This window comes from Solemya pervernicosa gill symbiont (assembly GCF_002020875.1).
In the GTDB taxonomy this organism is placed as follows: domain Bacteria; phylum Pseudomonadota; class Gammaproteobacteria.
Genome location: NZ_MPRL01000011.1, coordinates 26,488 through 51,080 on the forward strand (window position 1 = coordinate 26,488; position 24,593 = coordinate 51,080).

A 24,593-nucleotide genomic window follows, 5' to 3' on the forward strand; every position below is an offset into this window, starting at 1 on the left:
CATCTGGCTCATCCATTTATTTTCTTCAAAAGGAGCTCCCAATCTAGCTCTCCATTACGTACCACATCTTTATGGTACTTTTCGACCACCCCTTTCTTAAACTGCGCAAGTAATTTTGACGAAGTTTCATTAATTTTCTCTTCATCTAACGCCGCCGTAATCCCTCTCATAACCCATTCTTGAGTCTGTTCCTGACCATCGTTGAGCCATGCCCAGAATTCTCTTCCAGCATACACAAAAACCCTATCAGTCAGGTCTACAACATCATGGTTAGCCCCCCTATTTATCCCTCTCAATATATCGTATTTATCTGTTAACGAGCTCCGGTCACCGTAAAAGACACCTACAACAATGTCCGAGACAGTTCTTGGGTGCTTTGTAAGGATTTCATGAAATGCACCATTTAATTGGACTGACATAGTAAGCTGTATAGTCCATTTACCTGCTTTTAATGAAAGAAGCTCTACTTTACCGTTGCGGCGAGTAATAATGTGATCAATTTCATCGAAACAAGACTCTGAAAATGGCTGGTTTGATTCCCTGAATTTTTTGTCTAGTTTTTTTGCACCAAAAACATTTGGAAGTATTTTTTCATCTACCAACTTACCAAATCCAGTATTGTGTCCAGTCATTAAATGACTTGCTACAATGAGTTCAGCCAATTCATCTAAACCATCTAGATCATGGTAGTCACAGAGAAAAGGCATAAGAAATGGGTTAATCGACATCGTTTCATTTAACTGCTCGACAAGCTTCTTACGACGCTGACTGAACCACCAAATAGCTATACTCTTAACGCCTGCAATGACCTCATCTTCATTTTTCACTCTTTTCCTCCTTAATAATCACGAAAGTATTGCGACAGTCCACCACCTTTCACACACAGCATTCCAACACATAGGTAACAATGCAGAATCAGTAGATTCAATTCTAAAGCGGTAATATTTACATACTCTAATTACTAAACATTACCGAATAAATCAGACGGTTACGCATTACCAAAAATACCGGTTGCCCAAGAAGATGTAGTTTGTTGATACTCATTAGAGTAATCACACATTTGCTGGAGAGCCGAGATGCCAAGAGAAGGGAAAGCACGAGTACTGACTGAACCAGAGTTCAATCGAATTGTACGCTTACAGAAGACGAACAGGCACGCAGCACGAAACACAGCGCTGCTGTTCATGTCATTTGGTTTGGGATTGCGGGCGAAAGAATTGGCTGCGCTATCCATTGCTGACGTGCTCCTTCCCTGTAATGAGCTCAAATCTACCATAAACCTCACTAGCGACAAGACAAAGGGGGGAAAGCAGAGACACGTCTACCTTTCTAGCACGAAGGTAATACCCGCATTATCTAGCTATCTTACTGATAAAAAAAGATATTCTGATCATGAACCACTCTTTTTATCGCAGAAAGGTGGTAGGTTTTCACCCAACAGCCTACAGATGTTATTTGCGCGAATGTATCGAGATGCTGGCTTAGATGGCGCCTCTAGTCACAGCGGAAGGCGTACATTTGCTACCAGGCTGATTGAGCGAGGTGTAGACATCAAGGCTGTGAGTCGATTGATGGGTCACAGCACGATATCGATGACTGCCGAATACGTAGAGGACAATCCTGAGCGACTCAAGAAGATTGCTGAAGTAGCTATCTAGATCCCACTCATAGAATGCATTACTTCCTTATCGTGTAGCACATTGATATAAGGAAGTAACCACTATGGCTAGCCTACTTATCAGGCTGCCAATTCCAAAATATCTGTACGTATAAGTAGTAGTACATATCAAGATCTCTCGTTTAGGTATTACCAACGTATCCGAGATTAAATAGTCTTGATCCAATAATTACGTATAGAGATAAATTTATGAATACAAACAATATCAATCAATTAACCAATAGCTATATAGAGATGATTACAACAAATGGACCCTACAGGTTCATGCTCACTATTACCCCAAAATATGAGATTAGTGACAATCAGATGATCCAGTGCACGAATCTACTACTCCATTTCATCAATAGAAGGCTTTATGGAAACAAATACGGAGATAACAAACGCGGTCTAACTGGATTTATTGCTGCTGAACGCCAGAATAAGCGCAGCTTAAACTCAGAGTGCCATACAGACATCAATAAGATGAGGAAACATTTGAAATTCGGCTCAAAACAACCGCCGCTTCACTTCCATCTACTCATTAAAGAAGACGAAAAGAACTCAGATTTCACTACTGCGCAGTTTAGAAGATTTGTAGCTAAGCACGCTAGAAAGATTACTAGAGAATCATCAAATGGAAGCTACTTCAACGTGTTTGATGTAAATGGTATTGATGTTACGGAGATATATGACGTAAACGGCATAAGTGAATATATTGCAAAAAACCTAGAAAACAACGAATCATCTTCCATTCACCCTTTCGACTTCGGTGGATTTTGTTTCATTGCCGAAGAAATACGGAGGTAATCATGCTCTCGTTTGATGAATACTGTGGTGATCGCGACTGCCTAAACGAATCAAGCATCAGTAGAACACTCTCTAAACACCCGAATAAGGATCTTGGACGTCAGTACCACAAACTACTTCGAGAGAAGGATACCAACAAGAAGATAGATCTACTTGCCAAGATGATCGTCTCAACACTCGAATATTGATAAAGTGATGATCTTAGGCGCCTTAAGATCACCCACTTCACCAACCACTACATCTGCACGATCTAATGGGAGTACATCTTTACATATCTATCCATATTATAGTTGTCATACAAACTCATGCTCCCGACAATATTGAACACTCTGTCCCCGCCCAACAATTCTACACAGTCGGCAATAGAATCAGTAAACATATCCTCTACCCCGTGACCAATATCACGGTGATAATTTTTACCGAGTTGTTTTTTCTTCGACTTCAACAAACCAAATATGTAATCACGTGCCTCCTTGAACTCCTTATTCTCCATCTTCTTATTGTCTTTCTCTAGGTATGAATCCACTTTATAACTGCAATCATCATTTACTATTACGCCATCAATTTTTGAAACTTTTTCCATTATCTCGTGGACTTGATTGAACTTATCGATCAAATCTCCATCCACCTTCCCTTTTACCTTTATAGTGAACAGCCTAACCTCTTCACCCCTCTCTTCAGCCAGTTCTCCTCGATGGTCTTTTATTACTTTAATCACCTCATAGCGGGTAGATTCACGCTTTATCATCTTACGGTCATCTACAAGCTCTTTGAACTCGACCTCATTGAGCCTGGATATCTCGACAAGCGTACCCCACGACTTAGGTAGTCTATCTACATTTGAAGTTATCAACTTATTTCTAGCCACCTGCTTCAGCTTCTCTAGAGATCGTTTTCCAAGTCCAGTCCATGCAGTAAGTTCCTTATACTCACTCTCTTTAAGCTTATTTTCTGCTTCGAGCAGCAATCTTCCTACTTCGATACGAGACACATTCATTGTATGTAGATAGCCAGAAATCTTGTCCATATACATTCCAAGATCAGAGTTCGGCAACACCGTAGCTTTTCGATTATTCATCTTTATCTCCTATGCGGCACATGTGCCGCTTATCTGTTTAAGTGATCAGGAAGGATTTCCCTCGACACAATTACAGTTTAGGGTAAACTAGGAGACGTTTGTCTACGCACTTGTGTGAGCGTTACTTATGTCTCGTTGGATAAAAAGAGAAGTCTTTACATACACAAAGAATGGCAATCCTCCACGTGGCTTATTGTGGAGAAAGTCGGTGTATGAGCAGTGGTTCGAGTACGCCAAAGCATCTCCTCTAGGCTACCCGAAGGAATTTGGCGACTTAGAACAATTCAAGACATTCAAAGAATGGTGGGATCATCCAGATTATGGATTTGAGCTCTTTTGCGAGCCTTATATTGGAGACCCAGTACAGCTACTAGATAGATTTCCGAAGAAGAAGCTAGATAACCACCTCTATCTAAGCATTGACCTTTCAGTCACCCCTTCCAGATCTCTTCAAATGCTCAAGAATCTCATCAAGAAACATGAGGAGGAGCACAACTACACACCTGCTTCTAGAGCACGCTTTCAGCCATCCATGCCATTACAGTTCATCAAACCCCAGAAACTAGCCACATATCTCAAAACATGGCATTGCCTAGAGAATGAGGGACTATCTAGGATAGAGACAGCTATTAAGATGGGATTCATACCACCCGAACCACCAAAGGATAGTCGTGGACAGGCGTGGTACTTAGGAGCAATTCACAGTGCTGAGAGGAAGGTTACTCGGCACAAACGATCTGTAACAGACGCATTCAAACAGATTAAGAAAGGGACATTTCCATAGAGCGGCACATGTGCCGCACTGTCACTTAAGATACAAATACACACTACTCCAGCAAAGACAACCTTGATATTGCATTCTTAACCGATAGAGGATTACTACCATCAATATTTTTATCTAGGAAGTCTAGATAATCTATCCTAGCCCTATCAACATCTCCCTTAATCTTATCGTTAAGAACAGCTAATAAATATTTATGAAGGGAATTACCTCTACCATCATTAATATACCAGCACATAAAATCCTCGAATTCTGATATTTTTTCGAGTGATAAACTTTCATTCCCTGATTCATTCATACCAATAGCAACATCATAATTATTCTGCGCCTGCCTTTCATTAGACTGACATGCACTAAGAAAACCCTGATTTAGAAACCATACCTTATCTCTATATTTTTTCTTAATTTTATTCATATATGCTTCTGATTTACGGATATCACTTCTCAGAACTAGTGAGGCAATAGCTAAACCAGTTAAAACCTGACCTGATCTCTTTTCGAACCCGATAACTTTATTTAGAATATCCTCCATAATTTTTATATTTGATTCATCACGAGTTTCCACCCATATCTGCAAATATCTTTGTGCGTAGAACAGATATATTGAATTCAGTTTAGAATTTATTCCTTTTTTTATTTCTGTAATAGCTGGTAAATCTGGGTAACTCTTATTGGAGAGTTCTTTTTTTATATTAATGAGCAGTATTTCTGAAAGATCGAATGCCCATGACGCCAATGCAGCCAGTGCAATAATATATCTTGAACTAACTGCAACCATTTCCGATGACATTTCGAATAACTCTATAGTCTCATCAGCACCATTTATCTTGTATCTTTTAATCCACGCAGAATCAATATCTCTTCTAAGTTTTTTCTTAGAATCATCATTTAGCTCTCTGTGTACAACACGAGCGTTCATATCCAATATATATTGATCACCCCTTTTTCTAACAACACCATAAAGCAAGAAATGAGCTTTTGCCTGTGACAGCAACTGACAAGCCGACTCGAAATCGTCATACCTCAATGCAATGTGACTAGGGACATTAATAACATCCACCAACACTCTTTCATCACTACTTATTAACGCCTCATTGAGCCTCGATACAAAATCTTCTCTTATTCTCTCATCTACATCCTCATCTTTTGAATAAACACACAAAAGAATACCAACCTTCCCTTTTGAAACCTTCCTTATTCTATTCTTTGATATCCATATAACCATCCAGGAGACTGCAATAATAATAAACACACGTACAGCAATAACCCGATCTTCAATCAACGCATTAAAGGCAACACTTGCCAATAACGCACAGACAAAACCTAATATCAAACCCTTTACTGACCACCATTTAGTTTTATCACTCAATAAAATATCTTGAATCTTATCCATACCCTCATTCTTCCCTTTTACATAACCACTCTAGTCAGCCTCTCAGCCACATCTTCTGGCTTCAAGTGACCATAGTGCTTCTCAATCATCTGAACACTCGTACCCATATTCTCAGCTAAGTCATACACATTAACGCCACCATATATCAGGCGGAATGTCGCATATGTATGGCGTAGCGAATAGATACTCCGTTTCAAGTTATGGTTGTCATAGGTCAAACCAGATGCTTCTAGCAGTTCATCAAACCCTTTTTTGAAGCTTTTTACTGATTTTCCGTAACGATCCCTGAACACTAAATCATCAGGCTCTACAGTGAAGTCGTTCTGTTTACCATGCTCAATCTGTGCCGCTTTAATTCGCTCCAAATACACTGCGATTCTTGGCATCGGTACACATGTACGCTTCTTAGCCTTACCTCTCACAGAAATCTTGATGTACTCCTGCTGCTCACCTTCACTGTTTTTTGCTGTAAAGGTCTCAACATCACGCCAACGCAATGTCGCCGCCTCTATCGGTCGAGTACCAGCATTAACCATAAAGAGCACATACTCATGAAGAAGTCGGCGCCGTGCGGCTACATTTTCGTCTGGTGCCTTTTTGTAGCGCCAGTATGCGACTCTGATCAGCCTTCGATATTCCTTCACATCAAATGCCGGTCTACGGTTCTTTTTAACTGGCTGATTCTTGATGATCGGTATCTCTTCCTGAGTTATAAAGCCGTGCACTCGCCCATGCTGAAATATCTGTCTTAGTACAGAATCTTCTTTGTTGAGGGTATTGTTTGATGGCAGCTTCGGTTTACGCTTCGGCGACCTAATCAGCTTCCCACCACGCTCGTACTCGATGAACTCCGCTTTTGAACCCTCACCGCTGATCCAGTAGACCTTTCTCCACTCACGGTAGCGCTCAACATCTGCATCACTGATATTGTCGATACTCTTCTTGCCGAAATAGGGAATGAGGTAGCGATCAATGACCAACTTATAGTCATGTGCTCGCTTGTCGTTGATCGTGTCTTTTGCAACACGTGCATCGAGTTGTTCGACAAAGGATTTGGCTACAGCCCTGAATTTACGGCTTGTTACCGCTAATCCACGCTTACTCTTGTAATTAAGCTCAGCGAAGATCTCCTCCGCTAACTGCTTCGCTTCTTCTCTACTGTCTGTTTTGAGTGAGCGCCGGATATAGGGCTTAGATGGGAATTTGATACGACAGTGCCAGTTATCACCGCTATCGCTGCGACGATATAGCAGTATTTTGCCATCCCTGATTTTGAACTCGTCGTAGGTGTGCGCCATAGTAGAGCTACTAATTTTGTGTAACTCTCACTATGGCACACAGCTACAAACCAACTCAACCAGCTTTCCGCACGTAGGCATCGGCAAGCTGCTTATCAAGCTCTCCTGCGTTCACAGCATCAATCAGCAACTCAATAGCGGATACCAAACCCTCCATATTACCGACCTTGATAGTGCTCATCCCACCTTTGGCTTTGATCTTTCGATTGCCATAGTTGATCTGGAAGAACCACTCGTCGTGCAACTCGAAGAACCACTTACGCATCTTCCTCGGCAACTCCTTCTTCACCTTTTCGCCTGATTCGGTGTCATCTACCCAAACTGAGCGGTATTTGATGTACGGCTCATGCTTTATCGCAGCCTTTGCCATCTCTAGCTGTTCATGTAAACGCGCTGAGAGCTTCGAACGACGTAATAGGACTGGATCAGCTTGGATATTGCGCTCTTGATCCTTAACAAAACTAAGCTTCGAAAGTATTGGCATATGAACAATCTCCTCTTGTTAGTACTAAGGAGATCGTCACCTACTTTTCTGAGCGTGCCTAGGAAAATGCTGACAACAAAATAGGACGGTTCTTACATACTCTCAGGTAAGGCAAGTGGATTATGTAAGCCTCTTCAGATGCCCTCCGAAGAGCCCTTCCTGCCAGCTAGCTTGTTTAAGCTGGCATTTTTTTCCACTGAATAAGCGAGCTTTGTGTAATTTCCGTGTACTTTCTGTGTAACTTCGAGGTTCGTAAGTTGTTTAAATCACTTACTTTTTATTGATTGTGTAACTTATGTGTAGATCATAAAAACGAATGGGCTGCCACCATCAAAGTGACAACCCATTGTTTTATAGATAGATAATGGTGCCGGAAATAGGAATCGAACCTACGACCCACGCGTTACGAGTGCGTTGCTCTACCAACTGAGCTATTCCGGCCTGATGCGGACGGGATTATATAAGAAAAGAGGTGGAGCGGGAAACTTCTCTGACGTTACTGCTGGACGCTGCTGGCGCGCAGTCTAACGATCACCTCAACACCTTCGATTTCGGTCCCGGCAGGGGCCTCAGGTAGCGCACTCACCTGGAAACCATCAGCGGGCACATCGGTCAGCTCACTGGTATCGACATTATAGAAGTGGTGGTGACGTGAGGTATTGGTATCGTAGAAGAGGCGGGTCGGATCGACAACCACTTCACGGATAAGCCCCTTACGAGCAAAGAGCCCCAGGGTGTTGTAGACGGTCGCTTTCGACACATGCTGCTCACTACCAGTGAGCATCGCCATCACCTGATCTGCCGAGAGGTGTTGCGGCTCGGAGAGCATCAATTGGGCGATTTCCAAACGCTGCTGAGTCGGTGAGATATCGTACTCACGCAACAGTTCACGAAAGTCGGTTTCGACCTGGACACTACTATTTTCTATCAACATTTCCATAGAGTCGAATATATGCCAGAAAAGGCGGCAAGTCTACATACCCTTATGATTTAACAGCCTTTTATGTCCTTAGAGGTAATCTAATGCGCACTACCTACCCCATAAGGGGCAAGCTCGAGGATCGGATCACGATTCAACACCAGATCTGCTGCCAAGCGGGCCGAGGCGTAACCGATCACCACACCATTTCGGAAGTGACCGGCATTAACGTAGAGCCCGCTTACCTCAGGGTGCTCACCTATATAGGGGATGCCACTTGGGGTTCCTGGACGCAGTCCAGCCCAGTGCTGCTCAATCTCCGCATCGGCCAACGCAGGAATTATCTTATGTGCTGCCTGACTCAGATCCTCCAACGCATGTTCGGTCGTCGCCTTCTCAAAGCCGACGTGCTCAAGCGTACTACCGATTAACACCCGCCCATCACGGCGCGGAATGATATATCGATCACCCTGCAACACAATCCGTTTGACCAACCCCTGAGGGGCTTTAAAGAGAATCATCTGTCCCTGCACCGGCTCAACATCGAAACTGACGCCCAGCCGTTCAAGGATACGTCCACTCCACGCTCCACCGGCAACGACCACTTGATCTGCCTCGAAACGGCCGTTAGAACAGCGCACACCGCATACCGCGCCGCCCTTAACCTCAATATCACGCACCTCGGTGTGGGTCTCGATACGAACCCCTGCCGCCTCAATGGTCGCTTTCAGTGATTTAACGATGCGAGGATTTCTGACCTGTGCCACATCGGGCATCCACAGCCCCTTCTCAAAATCACCACCCAGCGCGGGCTCAGTCGTCTCTACGCCCGCGTGATCAAGTGCTCGAAGGTCGTATTCATTGCTCTCTGCCCAGTGCAGAGCTGATTCATCCTCATCAACATCGAGCATTAACAGACCCGACTGGGTCCATTCGGGATCGATACCGCTAATCTCATTGAGTCGTTCAGATAGCGCCTGATAACGTGCCTGCCCCCACTTCGCCAGCTGCGTTACCGCATCGTCATAACGCCAGGGGTAGAGCGGTGAGATAATCCCGCCACCGGCCCAGGAGGACTCACGACCAATCTCTCCACGCTCTAACAAAGTAACGGAGGCACCCGACTCGGCCAGCTCAAAGGCCGTGAGCATACCAATCAGGCCGCCACCAACAACGAGGCAATCAGACACGAACCGTCTCCAAAAATTTGGGGATTAGAAACATCAGTGGACTCACGCGAAAATCAGTTAATCAAAACAGGTGGTCGGTGCGTAGAGGCCAGTGGGGAGCGTTGGATTAACTGTGAGTGTTAAGGACGTACAACCCGAATCAGCCGCTTGAGTGCCCTGCCCCGTTAGCGTTGCGGTGTAGCGAGTGGAGTCGTTACCTGAAACAGCTAACGTGTAGACCAGATCACCACCATCGGTTGTCACATTGCTATTGACTCCAATATTGGCAAGAGTTCCATAGGTTGTATTGTTCGCACGCCATTTCTCCTGCTCAAGCTGAACCTGAAGCAGGGCAGCTCGCCCCTCACCGCGCTTCGCCTCGCGGATATAGTCGGTATACATCGGGTAAGCAAAGGTCATCAAAATCGCGACAATTGCCACCACAATCATCAACTCAATCAGTGTAAAACCGCTATTTTTCTTCATGCCGCTCTCCCCTCATCCTAATCGTCGTTGTTATCTAACAGGCGGTCGTAATATAGCATCAAGCCCATCATCAGACCTCTATTGGAACGATATTGGATGAGCGGCACAAAACGAGTTACAAGCGGTAGGTCGTCTGGATACCATTGCGCCGACCAATCCCTATACTGACTACATGAGATTTTCAGGAAAATCCGAGATGAGCAAAAATAACAACCGCGGTTTCACCCTGATTGAGTTGATGATCACCCTGGTTGTCATCTCAATCATTGCCGCATTTGCCGTTCCCTCGCTGGGAGATTTCGTCACCAAACGCAAGCTGGTTGGTGCCGCTGAGGAGGTCTACAGCCAACTCCAACTAGCCCGATCACTGGCCATCAAACGCAATCAGACGATTTATGTGAACTTCGCGGAAGACGGCAGTTCCACCTGGAATTTTGGTATCGGTGATTACAGTGGCTGCACACCTGCCACCACCTCCCCCACCGGAACAACTCCCTGCGCCATCTACGAATTGCCCGGTGACGCTACTAGCACTCGTATTCTGCACAGAACCAGCAGCAGCAACTTTGACAACGTATCCATGGTCGTATCAGGTTTCGGTAGCGACGAGACTAACTTTGAACCACAGCGGGGAACCGCTGATAACGGCAATGTTTTGATGACCAATGACGCAGGCCAGTTGAAAGTCGTGGTGAGCACCATTGGTCGCATATTGATCTGCTCACCCGCCGGTTCAACCTACATCAGCGGCTACACGGAGTGTTCATAATCATGCTCAGATCAATAAAACACCAAGCCGGACTAACCGTTGTTGAGTTAATGGTCGGCGTTCTGGTCGGCATTATTATTCTCGCCGGCGTGCTCAACGTCTTTATCGCTACTGTCAGCAGCAGCAACGAGTCGCTTCAGAGCGCTCGCCTGAATCAGGAGCTGCGTGCCATCATGACCATCATGGTCGACGATATCCGTCGTGCGGGCTACTGGGGGTCAGCCAGCAACAGCACCAGCAACCCATTTGCCAACCCATCTGCAAACACCAGTTTACAGGTACGTAACACCGCTGCTTCGGGAAATATCGAAGCCACCTCAGGCCCCTGTATCGTCTTTGTCTATGACGCCACTTTTCGCGGTGGTACCGCAGGCACTGTAGACGCAAGTGAAGACTATTTTGGCTACCGCTGGGAGGGCACCTCCTCCGATGGGATCGACATGCGGAAAACGTCTGCCAGCGGTACCGTTGATGACTGCACTAACGGATCATGGGAGGCAATCACCTCACCCGACATCACCATCACCACTCTCACCTTCAGTACCGCCAACACCCAGTGTTTCAACACCTCAGTCTCCGATGGCATCGATGATGATGGCGACGCTGGCACCAGTGACGCCGCCGAGGAGAACTGCACCGCCACCCCATCTACGGGTGATGTAACCGTCAGCACACAACAGGTCGACATTACTCTGTCTGGTCAACTTACCAGCGACAGCTCTGTTAAACAGACGCTCAATGAAACGGTTAAGATCAGAAACAACCTGGTCCAGACCCATTAGCGGCTGAAGAGGAATATATGATGCCATTCACACCACACAATTTTCCGAAACAGCAACGCGGAGCGGCAACGCTGCTCATTTCGCTGGCGCTACTGATCTCCATCACTCTGATCTCGGTCTATACCGCTAGAACGACCATCATGGAGCAGAAGATCGCTGCCAATGACTTCCGCACCAAACAGGCCTTCGAGGCCGCCGATGCCGGCATGGAGTATGCGATTGCCTACATTCGTGGTCCGGGTGGTGTCGACAAGGATGCGAACGGCGCGCTCGACACCAACATTGTCGACTCCAACAGCGACGGCACCTACAACACCAACACCCTGACACTCTCTACCGGCGCCACCTATACCATCGCGCTCTCAGGCTCAACCGGCTCCGTTATCGTAACCTCCACGGGCACCAGCGATGATGGCACCGCCACACGTACCATCACCCAGACCATTGGTAGTGTTGACCCGTTACCCAATGAACCCCATACGCCGCTCACCACCCGTGGCGGCGCTTTTATTGGCGGTTCCGCCACGGTTATCAATCCAGAGGGTAAGGCGACCATCTGGTCGGGCGGTAATGTCGATCTGGGCTCCAACAACTCAACCGCCACCATGGTGGCAGACCCCACAGACGCTACCTATCCGGCCTGCATCGGTAGCCCTGAAGCACCCTGTGACGTGGAACGATCCTCTGACAAGGACAATGAGGGTTTCGATTTGGTAGAGAACGACGCCAACCTTTCGGCACTCTCATCCGATGACTACTTCCTCAACTTTTTTGGACTAGACAAAACAACCTACCGAAATACCCGCGTCGAAATTGAATCAACAGGGGCTACTGCAACCAACAACCACGATGCTGCCTCACCGGGCATTAACCTCGCCCAGGAGACGGTAGTCTGGGTCGATGGTGGCGGCCCCGGCAATAATGTCTCCATCGGAGGCGTAACCGTGGGTTGTGCCAGCAGCGTCAACGTCAATGCCAACTACGAAGACAGTGCCTGCGACAACAACAACGGTGATCCACCCTTCGATGCTGCACTTCCCACTATCACCATCATCGATGGTGACGCTTCTGCCACCGGTAGCACCACCCTGCTCGGCCTGGTCTACATCACGGGTGACTTCAACATCACCGGTAATGTCACGGTGGTTGGTGCCGTTATCGTAGAGGGTCAGACCCTCTCCAGCGGTGGCGGCAGTCTCGACATCATCTACAACTCACGCGTGCTCGGTAATGCAGGCGGTGAGGGTAATAGCGCCAGCCTGGCTGGCTCATGGCGTGACTTTTAAGTGAATACGCGCACAGGAGATAACCTCATGAACAACTATCGCAACATACATTCCAGTCGCGGCTTCACCTTGATCGAAGCGCTCGTCGCCCTGATCGTGCTCGCTGTGGGCCTGCTGAGTCTGGCGCAGTTCCACACCAACCTTGTCTCCTCCGGCGCACTCACCAAAACCCGCACCGAGGCGATCAACGTCGCTCAGGAGAAGCTCGAGGAGCTGCGAAACAACATTGAGGTGACTGATTACACCGGCCTGGTCTCCTCGACTTCAGGCACACAGGAGACGGTCAACGGCACCAACGCCATCTACACTGTTAGCTGGACCGTCGGCAACGTCCCCAACAGTCTGCAAGCGAAGGTGATCACCGTTTCAGCCAGCTGGACCGGCAGAGACGGCACCACTCAGACTATCTCTCTGGTCAGCAATATTGCCTGGAACAACCCGGTAACCAGTGTGGCGCTCGCCGGAGCCGGCGTTGCCAATCCACTAATTGAAACCCCCAAGGGATCGGCCGAGTTTGTCGATGACCGAGAGTACACAGACAGCAACGGCGACCCCAGCCTTCCACAAGGGGCAACCGATAATGATGACGGCACCCAAACCTATCAGGATGGTGACACCTACGAACTGATCGATGAGGCGACGGGCGATGTCATCCTTGAGCTCGACTGCGCCAATAACACCTGCGCTGGTTTTGTCACCATCAGCGGCACGGTTGTGATCGACGACGGTGACGTTACTGCAACCGACGTCAATGTCATGGCCTCCGACGTCGCCTTCTGTGCTCGTTCAATTGACGATGCAACCACCACCCCTGTCGGTGTCTACCCAACAGGCGCTACAGGTAATGGGATCGACTACAGCTTCTTCACCTACACCTGCTATCTGGGTCACGGCTGGTACGGCAATATCGGTATCCTGCGCACCGACAACGCCAACTCCAATGAACGGGTCTGCCTCGGCGACCCGACGGTTGCCTCGAACGACACCTACTATCCGACCGTTAACAACAACCGCACCTATCGCGGCCTCTTCAACCTCTCGACCGATAATGGCACTCCTCCGATCTACTACTCCTTTGGTGCCGACGCAGGCACCACCATTACCGGCCACGACTTCTTCCTCGATACCATTACCGGTAATAACGTTACGGGTGCCGACTGCATTACACCGATGACCAATGACTACGAGGGCAACGCCGACGGCACCGGCACCGGCACCAACATCTTTGCCGGTGTTCCTGACAACTTCTACTGCCTCAACCCGCATATCACCACACCGACCGGATTTGATGCGGCCTCTAGCTGCGCCATTGATCCGACCAATTCGAACCTTACCGTTCACACCGTTACGGGTGAGATTGTTGCTACCACAGAGGCGGCGTTCAACAACATGACTGATAACACCTCTGTCGTCACCTCGGACGGCGAGACATGTGGCCTGGCTGTAAACGATACCTACGGTAGAGACGGTGTCTTTGCCACCTACGAATGTACCGCTAATGACTGGGGAGGCGGCTGGAGTGGAACCATCAGCGTCAACACCCCTGACACTGCCGCCTGTACGCCTGAAAACTACGACTACACGACAACCCTGTTGGAAGCAGACGCAACCAACAAGGACTTCGAATGTGTTGAGCAGATTTCTACCACTACCTTCGAAGTTTCCGGCATCGTCACTGGTCTGGGTGACACACCTGTAGCCGAGATTTCTGCGACCTCGGATGCAGAGTGCTCAATCAGATCGGGTGGCTTCTCCTGCCAGATGAGCTATCTATCCAACACCAGCGGCTGGACGGGATCGATCATGCTCTATCCAGCACTTGCCGGAGCAGAGTGCACCCCATCCTTCTACACGCAGGACACTGCGATCACGGAGGACCCGGGCACATTCAACTTCGAGTGCACCGTGGCTGAAACCGTAACCTTTGAGATCATCGGGACGATCTCGGGAATTGGCGACACCTCAACCGCTGAGCTCTACGGCTCACCCGATGCAATCTGCGATTTCAAGACTGGAGGTTATAAGTGTGATGTGAGTTACCTCTCTACCAGCGATGGATGGATCGGTGGAATTTCACTCTACAAGAGTGGATACCTCTGCGAACCAAGCTCGCACTATGCAGAGGCACCGTTAACATCTGATCCAGGCAGCTACAACTTCAGCTGCACCGAGGAGCTGATCCCGCAGCAGTTCACTATCTCGGGTAGTGTTGATGCAGGCAACATCGCATCAGTCACCATCAGTGATGGCGGAACCTGCAGCAATACCAACAGCACCTACAGCTGTACCACTGCCATCTTCTACGGTGACACCTGGTCCGGCTCGGTCTCGATGTCCACCAACAAGACGGTATGTGACAGCCCGGCGACATTTACCAATATCACCGGCGACACCACCTACAACTTCAATGGTGAAGTACAGGCGAGGAACTGCCCATAACCATTAACCCAGATAACCCGTAGATCGGGAGATGAAGGCCGCCACGCAATGTGGCGGCCTTTTTTATTTGAATGACAAAATACTCTGAATGCCTAATTCTCGTTATAACTCCGTGACAACCGTCACAACTCAGCTTGTAACAAAACCCATATCTCAGAATATTGAGCACCAGTTCACACCATACCGCTCGCTCAACTGCGTTAATAAATGCAAAGGGTACTTACGGAATCGGTACAAACTATGCGAACAATATCTACAAATCGGGACAACGGCTTCACCCTCCTTGAACTAATGGTCACACTGGCTATCGGCGGCATTGTGCTAACAATGGCCGTTCCCAATTTTCGCACCTTCGTCATGAACAATCGCCTCACCACCCAGAACCACGCCCTGGTGGCGTCTCTCACCCTGGCACGCAGTGAGGCAATCAAGCGCGGGCAGCGGGTAGTCGTATGCAAGTCGTCAGACGGTGCCAGCTGTTCCACGGCAAACACCATCAATTGGGAAAACGGCTGGATCGTCTTTGTCGACAGTGACAACGACAGCACTATCGATAGCGGCGAGACACTACGTGTCAGCGAGACACTGGAAGGGGGTAACACTCTGCGCAGCGACAGCAACTACAGCAATAGTGTCACCTATCTGGCCTCTGGACTCTCCACTCAGGCGGGCACACTGGTGCTCTGCGATGACCGTAATAGCGATGGAGACACCGCCGATTCCGCTGATTTTTCCAGCGGGCTGGCGGTCATCGTCAACACAACCGGACGGGCAAGAACCACCACTGCCAGCGGCTCCGGATTTACCAACTGCGTGACCGCTTCGTAACCCGATGGAGATCGACATGGAACGACGACAACAAAACGGCTTTGCGATGATGGAGGTACTGGTTACTGTGCTGGTCCTTTCAGTGGGTCTACTCGGAATTGCCGCTATGCAGACCACGGGCCTGAAATACAACCACAGCGCCTATCTCCGCACCCAGGCAACCCTGCTCGCTTACGACATCAGCGACCGCATGCGCTCGAATATGTCAGCGGTAACAGCCAACAGCTATGTCACCGCTTATAACGACAGCGGCACGGCAATCTCAAATTGCAGCAGCGCCAGTAGTGGTTGTAGCAGTGTGCAGATGGCGCAAAACGACCTATTCGAATGGAAAGGCACACTCAGCTCAGAACTCCCCTTTGGCCAGGGTCAGATCACCAGGGTATCGGGCAGCAATCAGTGGACCATCTCGGTGATGTGGGATGATGAACGCAATAACAGCGACAAGATTTTCACCACGGTGTTTCAGCCATGAACATCTCACTCTCACAACCTGGAAATGAGCGCGGCCTGACACTGGTCGAACTGATGGTGGCCCTGGCACTGAGCATGATTCTGCTTGCCGGTACGATCCAGATCTTTGTTAGCAGCAAACAGGTCTATCGTGTGCAGGATGCTTCCTCAGAAGTGCAGCAGAGCGGTCGCTTCGCCTCTATTTTCATCAATCGAGATATGCGCATGGCCGGATTCTTCGGCTGCGCTGGCATGGCGGGTGTCACCTTCACCAACAACGTTAACTACAGTCGTTATGTAGCCCGGTCTGGGCGAAGCGTACCGAGTGACATCGTCAACTTTGACGGCACAGGATCTTTGATCGGTTACGACAACGTCGGATCGATCACCTCCACTAGCAACAGTGCGTTATACAACCTTGGCCTACGAATCGGCACAGCCACCGGAGAGGTAATACTCGGCACCGATGTGATCAGCATGAGCGGCGCCGCCTCCTGCCCCGGTGGTGAGGTGGTCTCCCCCTACAACTCCGGCTCCAACATCAAGATCGCCGATGCCGACACCTGCGGCATCGATCAGTACGACATTGTGATCGTCACCAACTGCACCAACGCCGACATCTTCGGCGTTACCAACAATCCCAGCGGTAACGGCAACAGCAGTAATCTCGCCTATGGCGCCAATATCAACGGTCCGACCGGCGGCACCTCACACAAGATCGAACATGAGTATGGCGAAGGGGCGAAGGTGCTCGGCTACCGCTCAGTCACCTACTACATCGGCAACGGCTCCTCGGGCGGCCCAGCACTCTATCGCATCAGCTCGAACAACGGCTCCGGCATGGTTACCGAGGAGCTGGTTGAAGGGATCGAGAGTATCAATTTCGAATACGGGCAGGACAGTGATGACGATGGCTCGGCCAACTTCTTCGTTGCCGCTGGCGCAATCACCGACTGGGAGCAGGTGGTGGCCATTCGCCCTACGCTGGTCTCGCGCAGTAGTGATACCAACATCACCGAAACGGGTGACACTCGGCTGCGTCACAGCTTCCGCTCCACCATTACCGTACGCAACCGGCTCTAGCCGCATCAAAAGGGAACTCGTCATGCGAAGCCGAAAGCACCACCTCCAAACGAACAAACCACCTCATAAGCAGCGCGGTGCGGTGCTGATCATCAGCCTGATTCTGCTCATGATCATGACCCTGCTCGGGGTCAACGCGATGCAGTCCTCCACCATGGAGGAGCGAATGGCCGGCAACCTGCGTGACCAGACGCTCGCCTTCCAGGCAGCAGAGTCTGCAGTACGCGATGCCGAGACCTTTATAGAAGGATTGGCTAGCACCGCCAGTTTTAATGACAGTAACGGCCTCTATCAGGCAGACAGCACGCTGGTACCCGACCGCCTCGACAGCGACGACGACTCCACCAAGGATCACCTTGATGGTGACAGCACCGCCTGGAGTAGCAGCAAATCAGTAACAGCCAGCACCATCGCCGGTACAGCCACAGCGCCACGCTACTACATACAGCACCTGGGTACCGTCGATGGCGGTGGTTCCTCAGCCCTCAACATCAAGGGGTACGGTGCACTTAAGGCCGGATCCGATGTAGAGCTGTTTCGCATCACTGCTCGCGGCACGGGCGGCTCAGATAGCGCCCAGGTGATACTTCAGTCTCACTACGGCATGCGTTTCTAGTTAAGGGAATAGACGATGAATAGAGAAACCAATCCAACGACTAAACCGATACTCAGGAAACTGACGATCGCCCTTTTCAGCTGCCTCTCCGCCAGCGTTCAGGCAGCCCCCGGAACGCTCGACAACAGTCCGCTCTTTCTCGGCAACAGTATCCAGCCCAACATTCTTTTCATGATTGATGACTCGGGTAGTATGGGCTGGGCCGACCTGCTTAACGAGGGCACCCCCTACCCCGGCTCCGCCTATCTCACCGACCACACTTATTACCAGCCCCCCTCCGGCATCTACGGCAGCTGGTGGGATCGTGTCTTCCGTCGCCTCTCCTGTCGCGGCGTCAATCTGATGGCCTACGACCCTTCGGTTACCTACACCCCGTGGCATGGTGATGACAACAGTGGCAACGCCTATGTCGATCAGACACTGGCCAGCGCCCGCGACAACCCCTATTCAACCACCACCAGCAACATCAGCGATCACTACTACTGGGTCTGGAACGACGCCGATGGAGATGGCGAATATGACGGCCCCGCCAGCAGCGACATCGGTGCCGCTGCCAATAGCTCGACCGACGAGTGCGGCGATGTCGGCAGCAACTCCGGCGGCGTCGCTGTCAATTCGCTCTCAGCCGCACTGCAGACCAACTACGCCAACTGGTATAGCTTCTACCGCAAGCGTGAATATGTAATGAAGCGTGCACTGTCGCAGATCATCGATGAATCGACCTCGCGCATGGGCCTGATGACCATCAACAACGACTCCGATGTAGCCACCCCGGTAAAGGATATCGACGATGTCACCACCCCGGTCGATACCACCGCACAGAGTAATAAAACCGCACTGCTCGATAATCTTTTCGATGTCTCACCTTCAGGCGGCACACCACTACGTACTGGCCTGGAGCGAGCGGGTAAATATTTCGATGGCGACTACAGCGGCAGCTGGGCCTCGCCCATCCTCTCCGCCAGTAATGGTGGCACCTGCCAGCAGAACTTTACCGCCTTAATGTCCGATGGTTACTGGAACGGCAGCGATCCCAGCGTCGGTGACGCTGATAGTGATGATGACACCAGTTACGATGGCGGCTCACACGCCGACGGTGATACCAGCAGCACTATCTCCAATACACTTGCTGATGTCGCCATGGAGTATTACGAGAACGATCTCAGCACTATCGCCAATGAAGTGCCGACTACTATCGGTGTCGATGAGAACGCGACCCAACACATGGTCACCTACACGGTCGCCTTTGGACTCAACGGTCAACTTGATAGTGATCCTACTGACCGCACCACCGCCTTCAACTGGCCAACTCCGACAGCTGACGCGATTACAACCACCGATGACATGCGCCATGCGGCCTGGAACAGTCGCGGAAAGTTTCTCAATGCAAGCGATCCGCAGGGGCTGATAACCGCCTTTAACGATGCAATATCCGACATTGCCGATCGCACCGGTTCCGCAGCGGCGGTCACCTTCAATACCGGCTCGTTAGAGGCCGACAGCGTCATCTACCTCTCACTGTTCAACTCCTCAAAGTGGAGCAGCCAACTACTCGCCTATCCGCTCAACACGACTACCGGCGCTATCGGCTCTACAGCCAGCTGGGATGCTGCCAATCTGCTCGATAATCGAGATATCTCGGCCTCACCGCGCACTCTGCTCACTTTCAACAGTGACTCCGGTACCAATGATGGTGTCGCCTTTCAGTGGAGCAACCTGACCACCGCGCAGAAGAACGACCTAAAAACCAATAGTTCGGGCGGTAGCGACAGCGATACCATCGCCCAGGCACGACTCAACCATCTGCGCGGCGAGCGAAGCAATGAGGGTAGCGGATACAACTTCCGGGTACGCAACAGCCGACTCGGTGACATCATCCACTCTGCCCCCACCTATGTCGCCGAGCCGGATAGCGACTGGCCCGACACGGCTCCTTTCCCCGATACCAGCAGTGCGAAATATTCTGTTTTCCAGGCATCCAAGGCCTCACGTACCGGCGTCATCTACGCGGGCGGTAACGACGGTATGCTGCACGGCTTCAGTACTGAGGGCAGCAACACCGGTGAGGAGGTACTCGCCTACATCCCCAGCAACCTATTCTCCACAACGACGACCGCCGGACTCCACTACCTGACCGACCCCGACTATCTACACCGTTACTACGTTGATCTCACGCCCACTATCTCCGATGCTTATGTGAAGACCACCAGCACAGGTAGTGCTGATTGGGCCACTGTCTTAATCGGTGGTGAGCGTGCAGGTGGACGTGGGCTCTTTGCACTCGATGTCACCGACCCTAGCCAGTTCAGCGAATCCAATGCCAGTGATCTGGTGATGTGGGAGTTTGATGAGAACGACGATGCCGATCTCGGTTACACATTCAGCCAGCCTACTATCGCTCTGCTCAATAACGATCGATGGGCAGCGATCTTCGGCAACGGTTATAACGACAGCGGCGCAGGCGAGGCACAGCTCTTCATTCTATTCCTCGACGGCGGCCTGGATGGAACCTGGACTGACGGCTCCGGCAGTTCCGATCTCGATTACATCAAGATCTCCACCGATGTCGGCAGCAGTGGCAGTAAAAATGGATTAGCAACACCCGCTGTGATCGACACCGATGGCGACGGTACGGCTGACCGTGTCTATGCTGGCGATCTTGAGGGCAACATGTGGGCCTTCGATCTCTCAGCCAGTAACACCAACAGCTGGGATGTCGCCTACAAGCAGGGCAACACCCCTAAGCCGCTCTTCACCGCCAGGGATAGCAGCGGCAACACTCAGCCGATCACTGTCACACCGACTATTCTCAAAAACCCTTCTGTTGACGATACGACACAAAATAGCCCCAACGTGATGGTGCTATTCGGTACTGGCCAGTATCTGGTCGATACTGACAAAACCTCGAGCGGCACACAGAGCTTCTACGCCGTCTGGGATGAGGGAACCGATGAGCTGCTGCGCACCAATCTCCAAGAGCAGACACTACTGAGCGGTTTTCCAGCCGATGTACGCGTACCGAGTAACAACACCATCGCCTTTGATGGCAGTGGCAGCGCTCAACAGTTCGGCTGGTACCTCGATCTGCCCGATACCGGTGAGCGGGTGATCACCGACGCGGTGGCACGTGGTGACATCATCTATTTCAACACCACGGTACCGACCTCCGACCCCTGCTCTTATGGCGGTTATGGATGGCAGATGTCGATCAAGATCGACAATGGCGGACGCCCTGACAGCCCGGTATTCGACTACAACGACGATGGTTACATCGATAATAACGACACCGTTGACCAGGACCCGAATGAGGGCTCACTGACCGATGAGTCACCGGGTGGCGAAAAATTCACCAAGGGACTTCCTACCTCACCCTCCTTCCTCGGTGACCATCAATACACCGCCGGCACCGGAGGCAGTAACGATGGCGGTGCCCCCCCCGTCGAGGAACGTGACGTAGAGCACCTGGGAGGAGACCTCACCGGACGGCTCTCCTGGGAAGAGTTGAGCCTGTAGCGATGATATCGACTGAACATGGAGCAATAGCAATGCACAAGCTGAGAAACCTGGTATCAACCCTGTTGCTGGCGCTGCTCTGCACTGCAGCATCGGCCGACTCACGTCCCGAGCATATTCCAGAAAACTATCCTGCCTCCGGAACACTCCTCGAGATTGATCACTACACCGGTAGGTTGAATATCAGCGACCGCATCTTCCACACCAATAACGATACCGCCATCCACAGTCGTTATCGCGCCAATGAATCGATTATCGTTTTACAGGCGGGTAACAAGGTCGGTTTCGATTACATCACCGAACCCAGTGGCACCAAGCGCCTCACTACCGTGTGGCAACTGCCAGATGACCATACCCTGACCAATCCGGGTTTTCGTACCCCGATCAGAGTCCGTTAACAAATAATTTGGAGAGTCTGCGTGAGAAGAGCAGTAGGTTTTACACTTGTGGAATTGATGATCGTGATTGCGATCATCTCGATACTGGCGACCATCGCCTACCCGGCCTATACCGATTCGGTCAACAGGTCCCAACGTAGCGATGGCATGGCGGCACTTCTGGAGGTTTCACAGCAGCTAGAGCGCTGCTATACGGAGTTTAGTGCCTTTAACAACACTGGCTGCTCAGTCGTAAACGCTGGACCCGTGATCAGCTTCAACTCCGCTGAGGGTTACTACATCGTCTCAGCCACTGCTCTGGCAGCAACCAGCTTCACACTGCTAGCCACGGCACAGGCGGGCCAAACCGATGATACCGATTGTCTTAATCTCACCCTGACCCACACTGGAGTGAAAGGAGCCTCGGGGCCGAAGGGTGCAGAGTGTTGGTAACGATTCAGGTTAGTCGCGCAGCTCTTTAGGTAGCGAGAAGACAACATCCTCTTCTAACCCATTGGCATTTGTGATCCTAGTTGCACCCTGCCCTTGCAGATAATCGATCACCGACTTAACCAGCAGTTCGGGTGCTGAAGCGCCGGCACTGACGCCAATCGATTCACACCCCACAAGCCATGCAGGGTCAATATCATCAGCACTGTCAACCAGATGTGCAGCCACACCATGACGCTCGGCAATCTCACGCAGGCGGTTGGAGTTGGAGCTGTTGGGTGAACCGACCACCAGAATCAGGTCGCAGCTCTCAGCAAGACTTTTGATTGCATCCTGACGATTCTGGGTTGCATAACAGATATCGTCCTTTTTGGGGCGGACGATCTTAGGAAAGCGGCTCTGTAACGCCTCGACCACGGCCGCTGCATCATCCATCGACAGGGTCGTCTGGGTAACAAGGGCGAGTTTGTCGGGGTTGTGAACCTGTAGCTGTTCAACATCCTCTGGTCGCTCTACCAGGTAGATGCCACGGCCCTCGCTGCAGCCATATTGCCCCATCGTTCCCTCGACCTCGGGGTGACCGGCGTGACCGATCAGGATCACCTCATCACCCGCCTTGCAGTGGCGTGCTACCTCGAGATGAACCTTGGTCACCAGCGGGCAGGTAGCATCGAAGAGTTTGAAACCGCGCTGAACCGCCTCATCACGCACCGCCTGCGAGACACCGTGCGCGCTGAAGATCACCGTCGCACCATCGGGAACCTCACTCAGCTCCTCGACGAAGATCGCCCCCTTCTCCCGCAGGGATTCGACCACAAATCGATTGTGCACCACCTCGTGGCGTACAAAGATTGGCGCACCAAAGATCTCCAGTGCACGCTCAACTATCTCGATCGCACGCTCGACACCCGCACAAAAGCCGCGGGGATTGGCCAGTTCTACTTTCATTACTTCATACCCATCAATTCAATTTCAAGCCCGGCCAGGACTCTTAGACAACCTCGATAATCTCGACCTCAAAGATAAAGTCACGTCCAGCCAGCGGGTGGTTGAAATCGATCTTCACCATCTCATCCCCCACCTCCAGAATCGTGCCCGGCACCTCTTCGCCCGCCGGGGTGCTAAAAGCGATGATCAGTCCCGGCTCCAGTTCCATCTCGTCCTTAAACTTGTCACGCTCCATCTGATGGATACGCTCCGGATCTGGAAAGCCGAAGCCCTGCTGTGGAGAGATGGCGATCTTCGCTCGCTCACCCTCATGCAGTCCGGTAATCGCCAGTTCGAGTCCATCGATCATTGAGCCATCACCCATGGTAAAGACGTGCGGCTCACCCTCATCGGTGGCATCGACCAGGGTGCCATCTGTCAGACTCATGGTGAAGTTCAGGGTTACCCGACTCTCCGGGGTTACAACGGGGCTATTTTCACTCATCACGAAAAACCTCTTGAGGGCACTGCGCAGAAACAGACTCAGTTACGTCTGCTATCACGCAGGCTATCGAGCATCAGCAGCACCACACCGACAAAAATTGCAGAGTCGGCAACGTTAAAGGCAGGCCAGTGCCAATCGTTAATGTAGAAATCGAGGAAATCGATCACATGACCATAGAGTAGACGATCGATGATATTGCCAATCGCCCCCCCCACTACCAGTGCAAGTGCAAAGCGTAACAATCGCTCATCAGCACGACTGCGATGCATCCAGGTCAGCAGCACGGTAGTGATCACCACGCCCAGCACAACAAAGAACCAACGCTGCCAGCCACCCGCCGTACTGAGGAAGCTAAAGGCTGCCCCCTCGTTATAGACCAGGGTCAGATTAAAGAAAGGTGTTAACGAGAGGCTCTCATAGAGCTCAAAGCTGCGCTCTATCCACCACTTGCTCAACTGGTCGAGCAGGATAATGATCCCACTCAATGCTAGCC

26 protein-coding genes and 1 tRNA gene are annotated in these 24,593 nt (G+C 50.6%); 15 read left to right on the forward strand and 12 right to left on the reverse strand.

Translation table 11 applies throughout. The features are described from left to right. Positions 1-8: 8 nt before the first annotated feature. Positions 9-827, reverse strand: coding sequence for a PDDEXK family nuclease (locus BOW52_RS04155; protein WP_078482827.1), 819 nt, complete (start codon positions 825-827; stop codon positions 9-11). Positions 828-1,076: 249 nt separating this feature from the next. Between BOW52_RS04155 and BOW52_RS04160 the strand changes: the two genes are divergently transcribed. From BOW52_RS04160 to BOW52_RS04170, 3 genes are all read left to right on the forward strand, one after another. Continuing rightward, entirely contained in the window at positions 1,077-1,658 is a 582-nt protein-coding gene (locus BOW52_RS04160) for a tyrosine-type recombinase/integrase (protein WP_078482828.1), read from the forward strand. A gap of 254 nt (positions 1,659-1,912) precedes the next feature. Next, entirely contained in the window at positions 1,913-2,464 is a 552-nt protein-coding gene (locus BOW52_RS04165) for a hypothetical protein (protein WP_172840142.1), read from the forward strand. Between the two features lie 2 nt (positions 2,465-2,466). Further along, a complete protein-coding gene (locus BOW52_RS04170) occupies positions 2,467-2,652 on the forward strand; it encodes a hypothetical protein (protein ID WP_078482830.1) in 186 nt (61 codons plus the stop codon). Between the two features lie 62 nt (positions 2,653-2,714). Here the strand turns inward: BOW52_RS04170 and BOW52_RS04175 are convergent, their stop codons facing one another. After that, on the reverse strand, positions 2,715-3,542 hold the full coding sequence (locus BOW52_RS04175; protein ID WP_078482831.1) for a hypothetical protein: 828 nt from the start codon (positions 3,540-3,542) through the stop codon (positions 2,715-2,717). Positions 3,543-3,750: 208 nt separating this feature from the next. Between BOW52_RS04175 and BOW52_RS04180 the strand changes: the two genes are divergently transcribed. After that, positions 3,751-4,326, forward strand: coding sequence for a hypothetical protein (locus tag BOW52_RS04180; protein ID WP_135622016.1), 576 nt, complete (start codon positions 3,751-3,753; stop codon positions 4,324-4,326). A 43-nt stretch (positions 4,327-4,369) separates the two neighbouring features. On the opposite strand, the gene BOW52_RS04185 is transcribed toward BOW52_RS04180, so the two are convergent. The 7 genes from BOW52_RS04185 to BOW52_RS04215 form a co-directional block, all read right to left on the reverse strand. Further along, the gene (locus BOW52_RS04185; protein WP_078482833.1) at positions 4,370-5,716 is read right to left on the reverse strand and encodes a hypothetical protein; all 1,347 of its coding nucleotides are present in this window, start codon (positions 5,714-5,716) and stop codon (positions 4,370-4,372) included. Positions 5,717-5,733: 17 nt separating this feature from the next. Beyond that, complete coding sequence (locus BOW52_RS04190; RefSeq protein ID WP_078482834.1) at positions 5,734-7,014, reverse strand: tyrosine-type recombinase/integrase; 1,281 nt, start codon at positions 7,012-7,014, stop codon at positions 5,734-5,736. A gap of 55 nt (positions 7,015-7,069) precedes the next feature. After that, positions 7,070-7,498, reverse strand: a complete 429-nt coding sequence (locus BOW52_RS04195; protein WP_078482835.1) for a DUF6641 family protein — start codon at positions 7,496-7,498, stop codon at positions 7,070-7,072. A gap of 365 nt (positions 7,499-7,863) precedes the next feature. After that, positions 7,864-7,939: transfer RNA gene (locus tag BOW52_RS04200), tRNA-Thr, on the reverse strand. 55 nt (positions 7,940-7,994) lie between these two features. After that, entirely contained in the window at positions 7,995-8,438 is a 444-nt protein-coding gene (locus tag BOW52_RS04205; RefSeq protein ID WP_078482836.1) for a Fur family transcriptional regulator, read from the reverse strand. Positions 8,439-8,518: 80 nt separating this feature from the next. Then, positions 8,519-9,607, reverse strand: a complete 1,089-nt coding sequence (gene thiO / locus BOW52_RS04210; RefSeq protein WP_078482837.1) for a glycine oxidase ThiO — start codon at positions 9,605-9,607, stop codon at positions 8,519-8,521. A 57-nt stretch (positions 9,608-9,664) separates the two neighbouring features. Further along, entirely contained in the window at positions 9,665-10,072 is a 408-nt protein-coding gene (locus BOW52_RS04215) for a type IV pilin protein (RefSeq protein WP_078482838.1), read from the reverse strand. A gap of 196 nt (positions 10,073-10,268) precedes the next feature. Between BOW52_RS04215 and BOW52_RS04220 the strand changes: the two genes are divergently transcribed. The 11 genes from BOW52_RS04220 to BOW52_RS04270 all read left to right on the forward strand — a co-directional run bounded on the left by BOW52_RS04220 (position 10,269) and on the right by BOW52_RS04270 (position 22,671). After that, entirely contained in the window at positions 10,269-10,841 is a 573-nt protein-coding gene (locus BOW52_RS04220; protein WP_172840144.1) for a GspH/FimT family pseudopilin, read from the forward strand. Between the two features lie 2 nt (positions 10,842-10,843). Next, positions 10,844-11,623, forward strand: a complete 780-nt coding sequence (locus BOW52_RS04225) for a PilW family protein (protein ID WP_135622018.1) — start codon at positions 10,844-10,846, stop codon at positions 11,621-11,623. A gap of 17 nt (positions 11,624-11,640) precedes the next feature. Beyond that, on the forward strand, positions 11,641-12,909 hold the full coding sequence (locus BOW52_RS04230; protein WP_078482840.1) for a pilus assembly PilX family protein: 1,269 nt from the start codon (positions 11,641-11,643) through the stop codon (positions 12,907-12,909). 27 nt (positions 12,910-12,936) lie between these two features. Continuing rightward, positions 12,937-15,348, forward strand: a complete 2,412-nt coding sequence (locus tag BOW52_RS04235) for a type IV pilus modification PilV family protein (RefSeq protein WP_078482841.1) — start codon at positions 12,937-12,939, stop codon at positions 15,346-15,348. A gap of 240 nt (positions 15,349-15,588) precedes the next feature. Then, a complete protein-coding gene (locus tag BOW52_RS04240) occupies positions 15,589-16,176 on the forward strand; it encodes a GspH/FimT family pseudopilin (RefSeq protein ID WP_269087629.1) in 588 nt (195 codons plus the stop codon). A 16-nt stretch (positions 16,177-16,192) separates the two neighbouring features. Beyond that, on the forward strand, positions 16,193-16,651 hold the full coding sequence (pilV, locus tag BOW52_RS04245) for a type IV pilus modification protein PilV (RefSeq protein WP_172840146.1): 459 nt from the start codon (positions 16,193-16,195) through the stop codon (positions 16,649-16,651). Next, entirely contained in the window at positions 16,648-17,712 is a 1,065-nt protein-coding gene (locus BOW52_RS04250) for a PilW family protein (RefSeq protein ID WP_078482873.1), read from the forward strand. Before pilV ends, BOW52_RS04250 begins: the two co-directional genes overlap by 4 nt. 22 nt (positions 17,713-17,734) lie before the next feature. Continuing rightward, positions 17,735-18,328, forward strand: a complete 594-nt coding sequence (locus BOW52_RS04255) for a pilus assembly PilX family protein (RefSeq protein ID WP_078482844.1) — start codon at positions 17,735-17,737, stop codon at positions 18,326-18,328. Between the two features lie 15 nt (positions 18,329-18,343). Continuing rightward, positions 18,344-21,841 (forward strand): pilus assembly protein, encoded by a 3,498-nt coding sequence (locus tag BOW52_RS04260; protein ID WP_078482845.1) that lies wholly within the window; start codon positions 18,344-18,346, stop codon positions 21,839-21,841. A gap of 32 nt (positions 21,842-21,873) precedes the next feature. Then, the gene (locus BOW52_RS04265; protein ID WP_078482846.1) at positions 21,874-22,239 is read left to right on the forward strand and encodes a hypothetical protein; all 366 of its coding nucleotides are present in this window, start codon (positions 21,874-21,876) and stop codon (positions 22,237-22,239) included. A 21-nt stretch (positions 22,240-22,260) separates the two neighbouring features. Beyond that, positions 22,261-22,671: a type IV pilin protein gene (locus BOW52_RS04270; RefSeq protein WP_078482847.1), complete on the forward strand. Its 411-nt coding sequence runs from the start codon at positions 22,261-22,263 to the stop codon at positions 22,669-22,671. A gap of 9 nt (positions 22,672-22,680) precedes the next feature. Here BOW52_RS04270 and ispH read toward each other — a convergent pair whose 3' ends face one another. From ispH to lspA, 3 genes are read right to left on the reverse strand one after another with little or no spacing between them, the layout of a single operon-like run. Then, positions 22,681-23,616 (reverse strand): 4-hydroxy-3-methylbut-2-enyl diphosphate reductase, encoded by a 936-nt coding sequence (gene ispH / locus BOW52_RS04275; protein ID WP_078482848.1) that lies wholly within the window; start codon positions 23,614-23,616, stop codon positions 22,681-22,683. Between the two features lie 43 nt (positions 23,617-23,659). Further along, positions 23,660-24,100 (reverse strand): FKBP-type peptidyl-prolyl cis-trans isomerase, encoded by a 441-nt coding sequence (locus BOW52_RS04280; protein ID WP_078482849.1) that lies wholly within the window; start codon positions 24,098-24,100, stop codon positions 23,660-23,662. A gap of 38 nt (positions 24,101-24,138) precedes the next feature. After that, positions 24,139-24,585 carry a signal peptidase II gene (lspA, locus tag BOW52_RS04285; RefSeq protein ID WP_320416249.1) on the reverse strand — a complete coding sequence of 149 codons (447 nt, stop codon included), beginning with the start codon at positions 24,583-24,585 and terminating at the stop codon, positions 24,139-24,141. Between the last annotated feature and the right edge of the window lie 8 nt (positions 24,586-24,593).

Bases quoted from the DNA above. Each gene is read 5' to 3' on its own strand.
- BOW52_RS04160 (WP_078482828.1), top strand. From the start codon at position 1,077: ATGCCAAGAGAAGGGAAAGCACGAGTACTGACTGAACCAGAGTTCAAT.
- BOW52_RS04165 (WP_172840142.1), top strand. From the start codon at position 1,913: ATGATTACAACAAATGGACCCTACAGGTTCATGCTCACTATTACCCCA.
- BOW52_RS04170 (WP_078482830.1), top strand. From the start codon at position 2,467: ATGCTCTCGTTTGATGAATACTGTGGTGATCGCGACTGCCTAAACGAA.
- BOW52_RS04175 (WP_078482831.1), bottom strand. From the start codon at position 3,542: ATGAATAATCGAAAAGCTACGGTGTTGCCGAACTCTGATCTTGGAATG.
- BOW52_RS04185 (WP_078482833.1), bottom strand. From the start codon at position 5,716: ATGGATAAGATTCAAGATATTTTATTGAGTGATAAAACTAAATGGTGG.
- BOW52_RS04190 (WP_078482834.1), bottom strand. From the start codon at position 7,014: ATGGCGCACACCTACGACGAGTTCAAAATCAGGGATGGCAAAATACTG.
- BOW52_RS04195 (WP_078482835.1), bottom strand. From the start codon at position 7,498: ATGCCAATACTTTCGAAGCTTAGTTTTGTTAAGGATCAAGAGCGCAAT.
- BOW52_RS04205 (WP_078482836.1), bottom strand. From the start codon at position 8,438: ATGGAAATGTTGATAGAAAATAGTAGTGTCCAGGTCGAAACCGACTTT.
- BOW52_RS04215 (WP_078482838.1), bottom strand. From the start codon at position 10,072: ATGAAGAAAAATAGCGGTTTTACACTGATTGAGTTGATGATTGTGGTG.
- BOW52_RS04220 (WP_172840144.1), top strand. From the start codon at position 10,269: ATGAGCAAAAATAACAACCGCGGTTTCACCCTGATTGAGTTGATGATC.
- BOW52_RS04225 (WP_135622018.1), top strand. From the start codon at position 10,844: ATGCTCAGATCAATAAAACACCAAGCCGGACTAACCGTTGTTGAGTTA.
- BOW52_RS04230 (WP_078482840.1), top strand. From the start codon at position 11,641: ATGATGCCATTCACACCACACAATTTTCCGAAACAGCAACGCGGAGCG.
- BOW52_RS04235 (WP_078482841.1), top strand. From the start codon at position 12,937: ATGAACAACTATCGCAACATACATTCCAGTCGCGGCTTCACCTTGATC.
- BOW52_RS04240 (WP_269087629.1), top strand. From the start codon at position 15,589: ATGCGAACAATATCTACAAATCGGGACAACGGCTTCACCCTCCTTGAA.
- pilV (WP_172840146.1), top strand. From the start codon at position 16,193: ATGGAACGACGACAACAAAACGGCTTTGCGATGATGGAGGTACTGGTT.
- BOW52_RS04250 (WP_078482873.1), top strand. From the start codon at position 16,648: ATGAACATCTCACTCTCACAACCTGGAAATGAGCGCGGCCTGACACTG.
- BOW52_RS04255 (WP_078482844.1), top strand. From the start codon at position 17,735: ATGCGAAGCCGAAAGCACCACCTCCAAACGAACAAACCACCTCATAAG.
- BOW52_RS04260 (WP_078482845.1), top strand. From the start codon at position 18,344: ATGAATAGAGAAACCAATCCAACGACTAAACCGATACTCAGGAAACTG.
- BOW52_RS04265 (WP_078482846.1), top strand. From the start codon at position 21,874: ATGCACAAGCTGAGAAACCTGGTATCAACCCTGTTGCTGGCGCTGCTC.
- ispH (WP_078482848.1), bottom strand. From the start codon at position 23,616: ATGAAAGTAGAACTGGCCAATCCCCGCGGCTTTTGTGCGGGTGTCGAG.
- BOW52_RS04280 (WP_078482849.1), bottom strand. From the start codon at position 24,100: ATGAGTGAAAATAGCCCCGTTGTAACCCCGGAGAGTCGGGTAACCCTG.